This is a genomic window from Xenorhabdus innexi (genome assembly GCF_002632485.1).
In the GTDB taxonomy this organism is placed as follows: domain Bacteria; phylum Pseudomonadota; class Gammaproteobacteria; order Enterobacterales; family Enterobacteriaceae; genus Xenorhabdus; species Xenorhabdus innexi.
Genome location: NZ_NIBU01000092.1, coordinates 1 through 9,343 on the forward strand (window position 1 = coordinate 1; position 9,343 = coordinate 9,343).

A 9,343-nucleotide genomic window follows, 5' to 3' on the forward strand; every position below is an offset into this window, starting at 1 on the left:
GTGGAAGAACTGCGAGGGAGATTTGAATACCAGTCTCCAGTTCGTCAATCTGGCATTCCTTGTCTTACTGCTGCGCAGAAAAAATACTGAATAGCCTCTTATAGAAACGATATTGATCCATTTTCCCCTTCCCAAATAAATAAATGGATCACTGTTGAAGGTATTGTTCCACCAAACACCCAACCTAGCTTAAGTGGAAATTATATTTCAGCTAAGTGTCTTTCTGCTCACTATACTGCAGGTGGTACACTTTATCATGAACCCAATCATCACTGGAATAAATTTAATATTTTGGTTAATCCAAAGACTGGTTATTTTAAAGAAAAAATACCTTTTGATGGAGGTGGGTGGTGCCAATGGAGAATAGATACTATTACAGTATCTCTTTCGTATATAGGTGTTGAGCACATAATGAAAGAAGCTATTCCCTACACAGGGACTGGTATAAAAGCATTCATTAATGACGCAAGAAAGCCTGAAAATATGAGAGAAATGATAAATGTTATTAATTATCAACCAATTATTTACCCGTTTTTAAGAAAAGATAATAATGAACCTAATAAGATAGGATTATATGGTAAATCTGAGGGGTTAACATATTTTGGACTAAGACTCATAGATGGAAACGAATGGAAAATCACCTATAAACCTTTTTTAGATGAAACTAAAATGCCCAAAATTATTATACCGGCAGGCGAAGAGCCAGCCAGAGTTGAGTATCCAGATGGTAAGATTGATGTAGACAGAGATTCCATTGATTATTGGAAAATAAATAATGCATCTCAATAGGAAGAAAGATGGTTATTCTTTAAATTTCGTGAGGATTAACTTCCCATCGTTTGCAATGCATGAAATTAATCTGAACAATGCTAAGTAGGTGACTACCTGCTGATTTAGGCGGGGTTATTTGTTTATCGCGTATTTATTGTTGTAAATAAAATGGTCGGAATTTTAATATGATAATGTATAAAAATATTATTTTTTTGATGTTGGCTACACTATCTACTAGTGCTTATACATATGAATTATCTATTGATATTGGTTGTTTTACTTCCAATAGTAAAAAACCAATTAATATAAAATTAGTTGATATGTATTCAAAAAAAGATAATGCCAGAATTGGTTATGTTAAGTATGAGAATTCTCGTATGAGTATACCAATTGTTTTGGTTAAGGAAGACTCTGAAATATTATCTGAGGATAGACCATATCAGTATACAACCGTATGGAATGAAATAATTAAAGGGCAATTTAATGGTTCGTATACGGTTATTTCACAGGGAGCAAGATACTATGGTTTCACATATATAAATAAAAAAGGAAAGCCAGTAGATTTTGAGGAAAATATGAATGCTTATGACGCAGAGATAAAAGATTGTATTTGGAAATAACACAAATTTATCTACAGGTTTTATTCCGCTGACGCGCTATGCTTGTCTTCTCAGTGTTACTGGGTTAATGAATTAGTCCGGTAACACTGTGTTGGAGGGTCCAAAAAAGTTTAAAAAACACACAATATTAACAGGTTCAACAAGCTGGGTAAAAACTGGCTTTGAAGGGAATAAAAATGTGAATGTTATCAGTTTACATCAGAGCGTTATCAGCATTGCATACCTTCAAGATAATCCTACGAAGCCAGCAGGAGGGTTGAGTGGAGTGTATTCTCTCCATAACACTGCCCCACTTTCCTCCCAGGGGGGAATTGTAGGCGTCAGATTTTTCCAAAACTGTATCTTTCTTTTGACTTGAGGGTGCTCCTTATTTCTGAAGAGCCACCTTAATTCACTTGCTGTTACATTTGATTCAGCTCCTGGGTATTCCCTTTTCTTCACGACATATTCCATGTCTATACCATCAAGTATGAAATGAATATGCATATCTTCGGTCAGATTATTATTCCCTATGGTTATCCATGATAATGAACCTTTACATTTTCTGCCTGATATGCGGGATGGATGTTCATTGGGATATGTTAGTGCAGTACGGTATTTGGGATGTTCTGATAGGTGAGAAAGAAAGTCTTGAAAATAAGGGAGATTTTGGGGAAGAGTCATATTATAAAATTGGCGTTGTCCCGTTCTTATTATATCAACCTCCCGTGGAACTACATATTGATCAACTGTTGATGCTCGTACATTGTATTGATCTAATCTTATCTCAATCTGTAATGATCTAGCATATATCGTCCTTTGAAATTGTAAACCATATATTAAATCACCAGGTGAAATTTTTTGGGTGAAAGGAGGCTTAAATGGCATTTGTCTTCTCCTTGTAAATTCAGTATTAAACTCAACAGATAATTAAGCCAGGTAATATTATCCTTTGGACCTGAATCGAGAATGGATCATTACCATAGAATGTTGGCAGTGCCAATACTGACTAAAAAGACATCTTTTTTGACGGTGAATAAAACCCATCATTTTTCTCTTTTTTCATAACTGGTTATCTATTGAATCCCCGCTTCCTCTGCCCTGATAGTTTGACTGTAGTGGTATATTAAACCCCGACGCCTCAATATTCCGTTGAATTAAAGCTGGAAGCTGTTCAGCAGGTTGTTCTCCATCAGCAACGGGTTGTCGATGTCGCCCGTTCACTGGGCGTCGATAGCAGTACCCTGTGAAAATGGCTCCGCTAGTACAAGGCCGAAATGCAAGGCGTAACGCTTATGGGTAACGCACTCACACCCGACCAACGCCAGATACAGGCATTGGAAAAACCGGTCAGGCGTCTGGAAAGCGCGGCGGTTAATGCAGGAATGCGGTTTGCAAAGCCATCAATCGGGGGCTGACCGTTACCGTCCGGCTGGGGAAGAACACCCGGCATCGCCAAATCTGTTGCAACAGAATTTTGCCCCGGCATGCCCGAATACCCGGTGGTGCGGAGACATAACTTATATCCGCACAAAAGACGGCTGGCTCTATCTCGCGGTGGTGATGGATTTATTTTCCCGCCGCGTGGTGGGTATGGCTATGTCGACGTCACCGGATGCGGAGCGGGTTTGTCGGGCATTGAACAATGCGCTGGAAACGCGCCATATCGAAGGCCGGCTGATTTTTCACTCAGATCAAGGCAGCCAATACAGTGACCAAAATTAGTGTGCCACTTCATATTAATGGGGGATTCACAGGTTATACTGATAGGTTAGATAAACTAAGAACAGCAATCAGGGTATTGAAAGCTGACCATCTTAATCAATTGTTAGAAGATGAAGTATTCGAGTTTACTAGCAGCTCTATTTATAATAATAAAATTAATTCTTTTGCATGGGGACTCTGGCATGATCCTGATACAGAACAAAGGGGACCTGTTAAGAACAGAGATAAGGCTTTGAGTGGCTATGAAAGAGCACAGGAATTACTCTCTGCAAATCCTTTTCCAGCTAACCAGTTGGAAAGCAAAATATACGGAATAAGAAAACGTGATGTTCCCAATTATATCAACACGCGAATCGCAGCTCTGAGAAGAGGAGAAGGTAGAGAAGGAGAAAACAGGGGAAGAGAAGATAGGGAAAGAAACGACAGAGAAAGAAGAGGAAATTAATATGGGTAAAAAAATTATTTTTTTGATATTTATTATATTATCTTCTAATGTTTTTGCGTCCGAATTATCTATTTCAGTTGCTTGTTATACTGATGAAGGTAATAAACCGATAAATATAAAATATGTCACTTTATATTCAAAAAAAGATAATGCCTATACTGGTTATGTTAAATATGAAAAATCTGATAGTGCTATACCGATTGTTTTTGTTAAAGATGATGTAATATTAAGTGACACTAGGCCGTCTATTGATACAACGATATGGAATGAAATGATTAAAGGGGAAGTTAATGGAACCTATATGGTTCTTACACAAGGAACATACTACTCTGGTTTAATATATAAAAATAAAAAGGGTAGACAGGTTGACTTTGTCGAAATTGAAGATGCTTATGATGAAAAGTTGGGCATTTGTGTCTGGAAGTGACCGATAGGAATTGTTGATCCTGTAAATAATTCTATGTATTTGTCCTTTGATTAAAAGTGGCCGTTTAATCGGTCACCGAGTTCAATGACCCTATACCTGAATTTGTGTAATCGCTTGTTTTTGTTATGTTTAATTTATCAACTAAAACAGGTGAAACCGTCATTCCGCACCTCATTTCTGATTTAAAAATAATGTGATTTATTGCACAGTGTGTTGCTTTATTCCCAAAACGAGGTTAACGGCGATCGTCAGGTTTGATCTATTACTTTTATTTGTCGGAAGCCCAATATGTCTCTCGCTGAACCTACTATCCAACGTCTCGATCATCTTGGCCTTGTCGCCGCTTTTTGTCATGAAGTCGGTTTACCCCGCATGATTGATGCCTTTCTACCTAAATATGCAGACCACTCGGTTTGAAGTGGTCAAGAAAAATTGGTCACTGGCTTAGCGTTTTCCCAAAATAATCGTTCTGACTCATTGGGCGTGAGTCCATTGTTATACCCGTGAGGACGAAGTTGGCTGTAATAACCTGTTATGTATTGGATAATAGAATGGCGAACTTCCCTAAAATTTGCATATCCCGCCGAAGGAACCCATTCACTTTTTAAGCTCCGGAAAAAACGTTCCATTGGGCTGTTATCCCAGCAATTTCCCCGCCGGCTCAGGCTTTGTTTGATAGCATAACGCTGCAATAATCGTCTGAACGCTTTGCTGGTATAGTGGCTGCCTTGATCGCTGTGAAACAAGATCCCTTGCGGCCTTCCTCTTGATTCAAATGCCATGATTAACGCTTTTTTTGTCAGCTCAGAGTCTGGCGAGAAAGACATCGCCCAACCGATGGGTTTACGGGCAAAAAGGTCGATGACCACCGCCAGATAAGCCCAACGTTTACCGGTCCAGATATAGGTCACATCCCCACACCACACCTGATTGGGTTCGGTAACCGCAAACTGACGGTCAAGATGATTAGGAATATCAACCTGTTCCTTACGTGAATAGCGATATGTCGGCTGCTGGCGACTGACCAGCCCCAGTTCAGCCATTAATTTTCCCGCCAGCCATCGGCCCAATGGTCTGCCTTTGGTAGTGACTATCGTTGCAATTGTCCGCGCACCGGCTGCTTCCTCCGATTTTGCCAGGCTTGATAACTACTGCGATAAACGCCAAACAGTTGGCACAGGAAAGCCACGGGATAATGCACTCTGAATTGTTCGATTAGCGAGAACTGTTCAGGTAATCTGACATCAAGAGTGCTGAAGCCTTTTTTAAAACATCATTTTCCATTTCAAGGCGTTGGAGTTTCTTTTTCAGTTCGCGGATTTCAATTTGCTCCGGCGTGATGGGCGAGGCTCTCGGTGATTGACCCTGTCGCTTCAGCTTTAACTGGTGAACCCATCGTCCCATAGCGGACTGGCTGATATTCATGGCTCTGGCCGCCTCAGCAATACTGTAGTTTTGATCCAGCACTCATTGGGCTGACTCTAATTTAAACTCGGGGCTGAAACTTTTTTTCATCATGTCACCTGTTGAATTATCGAAGTGAGAATATCACCTCTATTACGGTGACCAAAATTAGTGTGCCACTTCAATCCTGACAGGCGATGGATCGTTGTTGTAAGTAGGATGCTAGGGGTTATGATAGGCAAGGTCAACTGCTTATCATGATTGGTTGCCACTTAAATAAATGTGTTCTGAAATAACAAAAGCACCTATTCAGACGCTTTCATACAGTTGATTAGTGACTCATTATTATTTGTGACTATTCTTCTTTCGGAGAATAATTCCAACCGGACGAACCACCAAAAGTTGCTCCGCCGTATCCACTACTTTGAGTGCCTACTAGCGTGCCTGAAGATTTAGCACTAACACCAAGTGCGACTTGTTCTTTCCCCACACCATCTAAAGGAACTAATCCTTTAGTGTTCCTCATTTGCTGCCTAAAACTCCAGGTAACATCGGTGATAATCATACTTTTCTTAAGAGTATCAATATCATTCATGTATATTCTTAATGAATATGGGATGGTAAAATCCTCGGTATAATTTACAGAAAATATATTCTGTCTTTTAAAAACCGAGCTACCTGCGTAATTAAGTGCCTTGACAGAGTGTGTTGTACAGCTAACTCCAGTTACATCATAAATATCAATGATTTTCCCAAATTTTTGGGTGGACTCAGACACGGAAGTACCACCTATTTTTTTACCCGTGTGCCATAGGCTTTTAAAATATCCCATTATTGCAAAAATATCGGCATCTCTGATGTTATAAACTTGAGCTTCCATTCTATAAAGTTCGGTTGACATATATTCAATTGCTTCATTATCTTGCAACCAAATTAAAACTCCGTCACCAGTGATTCCTAATGGGCCAGTATCTGCATAACGACCATAGGTAAACACATTTATTCCTTTTTCGGTATGAACAGAAATGAATGTATGGCCTGTACCCTTTGTTTCTACCCACAAAAAAATACCTTTAGGTAACCATCGGCAGGTAGTGTCATATATATTTAACGTATGTCTATCAAGTTTATCCAATATTCTTGATTGTCTAATTATATCTCTATTGTTCATTTGTGCTTTTACTTGCAAGGAAATAAATAATGATCATTGAAACAGGGAATAATATTAATATCCAAATTAGATCGAAATTTTTAATGAATTTAAAAATAGCTGAGAAGTTAAGAATATAAATAAATGTAATTAAGTTATTCAATAAATCAATTAAAAAAGCAGAGAAAATTATTCGAGAACTGCGTTTTAATTTATTTCGAAACAAAAATGCAGTGATGCAGAAAACAAACAGTAAGTTGTTGGTCAGAATCACATAATCAGTGGTACAAATAAGGAAAGATAGCTCAGAGGAGGTATATTCCTTGCTTGACCATAGAGTTAGTATTTCTTTGATAGTTAAATCAAGTGAAATGAATCCTACGTTGCTGATAATAAACAGAATTATTATTGTCGATATATTGAGCAATGATTTAATCCACATTCAATTTTCCTATTTTTTCCTCACTGCAAAAACAGGTGAGGAATTGAAATTTATTTATCCTTAAAAATCAATGCTTTTTTTATTCCTCACTTTTTCCGTATATATACGAGAAAAGTGAGGAATATGGCAAGGTGAAAAATTCCGTTCCTCACAGCACCTCACTTTCTGACTCACTTTTTAATCTTCATTGTTCTGGTTAACGATGGTGAGTTCCTGCCCGTTACGGATAATCAACTTGTCTTGCTCTAACTTGGTTCGCCAACGGCTGAAATTTTTCACATTCACTCCCATCGCCTTCAAATCATCACGCAAAAGAGCAATGGAGCAAGGTTCTTTCAGGGCAGTGCGCGAGCGTATGCACTGCCACAATGCCGTGTGGTTATCGGTTTTATTGGCGATGAGTCCGATTTCTTCCTCTTCAACCGGATCGCGCGGCCTGTCAATCAGAGCCAGTGATTTAATATCCTCCCCATCTTTATCGGTAAAAAGTTCAACCACGCGCAGGTCATAGGCTTGGGTTTCCGGCTCTTCGGCATCTTTCATTTTGGTGCAGGTGATAACCAGTGCACCGCCTTCGCCGCGATGCAACTCGAAATCCATTGTGTATATGTCAGGTTTCTTATGTCATATTCTTTTCTGTGTTATGCCGCGCGCGATTCCGCGATGCGTTGGGCAATCCAGTGATCTATTTCTGATTCAATAAACGCGATGGAACGGGGGCCTATTTTGACCTGCTTCGGGAATTCCCCCTCGCTAATTAATTTGTAGATCCACGCCTTGCTGTAACCCGTTCGGCGCTGAACTTCCGGCAAACGGATAAGATTTTCCTTCAATGCTGTCACTGTCATATTCATTCTCCTGTTACCGAGTCCCTGAGCGCTCATCTTGGACGTTATTGGATGACAGGCGAATTATTGAAAAAGCCCCCTTAAATGAACAGTGTTAATTGTTTTTCTTACAATGAGAATTAATGGGTTAAAAAATGCACTATCGGTTTTTACTGTCGCGCAGTGGTTTGGCGAAGTCATACGGTGTAATGGGTTTTTCACGGTTGGCATCCAGATAATCCGCCCACCACTGCACCATCAGCCGCCGTTCGTCCAGATGTTTGGAGGTGTGAATATAGGCTGCCCGAACGTTGTTTCGTTCGATATGGCTTAACTGGCGCTCGATCGCGTCATCACTCCACAGGCCGGGTTCTCCCATCGCACCGCGTGCCATTGTGCGGAAACCATGCCCGCAAACATCGGTCTGGGTATCGTAGCCCATCGCCCGTAATGCCTTATTGACGGTGTTTTCACTCATAACTTTCGCGGAGTTATGAGCGCTGGGGAATATCACCTCACAATTGCCGCTCAGTGTGTGCAGGGCTGTGAACAGTGAAATCGCCTGACGACTTAACGGTACAAGGTGATCGGTTTTCATTTTCATGCCGCGTTCAGAAAAGCGAACACCTTTAATGGGTCGCCTTGTGGCGGGAATTTTCCACACGGCGTTTTCAAGGTCGATTTCCTGCCAGCGGGCAAACCGCAGTTCACTGGAACGGACAAATGTCAGCAATACTAGCTCTACCGCGATTTTGGTCAGCAAGCGTCCGCGATAAACCGATAAGCGGTTCAGAAAATCAGGCAAGGCTTCATGAGGCAGGGCAGGGTGATGGCGGGATTTTGTAGTGGTGAGTGCTCCGCCATATCGTTAGCCGGGTTGGATGCCAGATATCGTTCTGGACGGCATAACGCATAATAGCGGTGATACGCTGACGCAGCCGCTGTGTGCGATATTGTGCTTGCCGTGCTCATCAATGGTTTTAACCGGTGCTAAAAGCTGGCTGGTGCGTAGTGTGGTAATGTCGAGTCTGCTAATCTGCGGGAAAATGTACTGTTCAAGGCTGCGTAATACTTTCTGGCGGTGGCTGTCGCTCCAGCGTTTATTGCTGGCGTGCCATGCACGGGCGACCTGTTCAAAGGTGTTCACTTTGGCAGGCGAGGGGGCACCTCTTTTTTCAGCCTTGGGATCGAGTCCCTGCGCCATCAGCTTTTTGGCTTCATCGTGTTTAGCCCGTGTATCAGCTAAAGATACGGTTGGATAGACACCGAACGCCAGACGGTCTTCTTTTTTATCGGTCGGGCGGTAATACTTCATGCGCCAGTATCGGTAATTGTCAACATAGTTGGCACCATTAATGAATTTAAGCGGCCTGTTGTTCTCGTTCAGGATTCAGCGTCACTGTTTCTACCCATTGCCAGTTTCTGGTGCTGCGCGACCAGCGTTCTGGAGAGGTGAGTTTAGCCTGGCGATAAACGCCATCCCGCTGTGTTAAAATGACTTTGTCTTCGCCTCTGTGCCGTTGGCCCGGTGTCACATAATTTATCCCACTATG

10 protein-coding genes and 6 pseudogenes are annotated in these 9,343 nt (G+C 41.1%); 9 read left to right on the top strand and 7 right to left on the bottom strand.

From position 1 onward, the window contains the following. The 3 genes and pseudogenes from Xinn_RS18915 to Xinn_RS18925 form a co-directional block, all read left to right on the top strand. A pseudogene (locus Xinn_RS18915) lies at positions 1-94 on the top strand (IS5/IS1182 family transposase); the annotation flags it as partial. Between the two features lie 197 nt (positions 95-291). After that, positions 292-789 carry a hypothetical protein gene (locus Xinn_RS18920; RefSeq protein ID WP_153043419.1) on the top strand — a complete coding sequence of 166 codons (498 nt, stop codon included), beginning with the start codon at positions 292-294 and terminating at the stop codon, positions 787-789. A gap of 167 nt (positions 790-956) precedes the next feature. After that, positions 957-1,391, top strand: coding sequence for a hypothetical protein (locus Xinn_RS18925; RefSeq protein WP_086956836.1), 435 nt, complete (start codon positions 957-959; stop codon positions 1,389-1,391). A gap of 225 nt (positions 1,392-1,616) precedes the next feature. Here the strand turns inward: Xinn_RS18925 and Xinn_RS18930 are convergent, their stop codons facing one another. Next, positions 1,617-2,258 (bottom strand): hypothetical protein, encoded by a 642-nt coding sequence (locus Xinn_RS18930; RefSeq protein WP_086956835.1) that lies wholly within the window; start codon positions 2,256-2,258, stop codon positions 1,617-1,619. Between the two features lie 266 nt (positions 2,259-2,524). Between Xinn_RS18930 and Xinn_RS23580 the strand changes: the two are divergent. The 6 genes and pseudogenes from Xinn_RS23580 to Xinn_RS18955 all read left to right on the top strand — a co-directional run. After that, positions 2,525-2,620 (top strand): annotated as a pseudogene (locus Xinn_RS23580) (hypothetical protein); the annotation flags it as partial. Positions 2,621-2,665: 45 nt separating this feature from the next. Next, a complete protein-coding gene (locus Xinn_RS23215) occupies positions 2,666-2,788 on the top strand; it encodes a hypothetical protein (RefSeq protein ID WP_280176155.1) in 123 nt (40 codons plus the stop codon). Continuing rightward, positions 2,763-3,095, top strand: coding sequence for a DDE-type integrase/transposase/recombinase (locus Xinn_RS18940; RefSeq protein WP_169923622.1), 333 nt, complete (start codon positions 2,763-2,765; stop codon positions 3,093-3,095). Before Xinn_RS23215 ends, Xinn_RS18940 begins: the two co-directional genes overlap by 26 nt. After that, positions 3,082-3,540 (top strand): hypothetical protein, encoded by a 459-nt coding sequence (locus Xinn_RS18945; protein WP_086956833.1) that lies wholly within the window; start codon positions 3,082-3,084, stop codon positions 3,538-3,540. Before Xinn_RS18940 ends, Xinn_RS18945 begins: the two co-directional genes overlap by 14 nt. A 1-nt stretch (position 3,541) precedes the next feature. Continuing rightward, complete coding sequence (locus Xinn_RS18950; RefSeq protein WP_086956832.1) at positions 3,542-3,967, top strand: hypothetical protein; 426 nt, start codon at positions 3,542-3,544, stop codon at positions 3,965-3,967. 288 nt (positions 3,968-4,255) lie between these two features. Beyond that, positions 4,256-4,381, top strand: a pseudogene (locus tag Xinn_RS18955) (DUF4277 domain-containing protein); the annotation flags it as partial. Positions 4,382-4,389: 8 nt separating this feature from the next. Here the strand turns inward: Xinn_RS18955 and Xinn_RS18960 are convergent. The 6 genes and pseudogenes from Xinn_RS18960 to Xinn_RS22235 form a co-directional block, all read right to left on the bottom strand. After that, positions 4,390-5,434 (bottom strand): annotated as a pseudogene (locus tag Xinn_RS18960) (IS3 family transposase). Positions 5,435-5,726: 292 nt separating this feature from the next. Then, on the bottom strand, positions 5,727-6,542 hold the full coding sequence (locus Xinn_RS18965; RefSeq protein WP_086954434.1) for a hypothetical protein: 816 nt from the start codon (positions 6,540-6,542) through the stop codon (positions 5,727-5,729). 598 nt (positions 6,543-7,140) lie between these two features. Continuing rightward, positions 7,141-7,563 (bottom strand): hypothetical protein, encoded by a 423-nt coding sequence (locus Xinn_RS18975; RefSeq protein ID WP_099137749.1) that lies wholly within the window; start codon positions 7,561-7,563, stop codon positions 7,141-7,143. A 41-nt stretch (positions 7,564-7,604) separates the two neighbouring features. Further along, complete coding sequence (locus tag Xinn_RS18980; protein WP_086954432.1) at positions 7,605-7,811, bottom strand: helix-turn-helix transcriptional regulator; 207 nt, start codon at positions 7,809-7,811, stop codon at positions 7,605-7,607. 139 nt (positions 7,812-7,950) lie between these two features. Next, a pseudogene (locus Xinn_RS18985) lies at positions 7,951-9,177 on the bottom strand (tyrosine-type recombinase/integrase). Continuing rightward, a pseudogene (locus Xinn_RS22235) lies at positions 9,152-9,343 on the bottom strand (IS3 family transposase); the annotation flags it as partial. The pseudogenes Xinn_RS18985 and Xinn_RS22235, both read right to left, overlap by 26 nt.

What these genes read in the sequence shown, in the direction of transcription:
- Xinn_RS18925 (WP_086956836.1), top strand. Translation starts at nt 957, where the DNA reads ATGATAATGTATAAAAATATTATTTTTTTGATGTTGGCTACACTATCT.
- Xinn_RS18930 (WP_086956835.1), bottom strand. Translation starts at nt 2,258, where the DNA reads ATGCCATTTAAGCCTCCTTTCACCCAAAAAATTTCACCTGGTGATTTA.
- Xinn_RS23215 (WP_280176155.1), top strand. Translation starts at nt 2,666, where the DNA reads ATGGGTAACGCACTCACACCCGACCAACGCCAGATACAGGCATTGGAA.
- Xinn_RS18950 (WP_086956832.1), top strand. Translation starts at nt 3,542, where the DNA reads ATGGGTAAAAAAATTATTTTTTTGATATTTATTATATTATCTTCTAAT.
- Xinn_RS18965 (WP_086954434.1), bottom strand. Translation starts at nt 6,542, where the DNA reads ATGAACAATAGAGATATAATTAGACAATCAAGAATATTGGATAAACTT.
- Xinn_RS18975 (WP_099137749.1), bottom strand. Translation starts at nt 7,563, where the DNA reads ATGGATTTCGAGTTGCATCGCGGCGAAGGCGGTGCACTGGTTATCACC.
- Xinn_RS18980 (WP_086954432.1), bottom strand. Translation starts at nt 7,811, where the DNA reads ATGACAGTGACAGCATTGAAGGAAAATCTTATCCGTTTGCCGGAAGTT.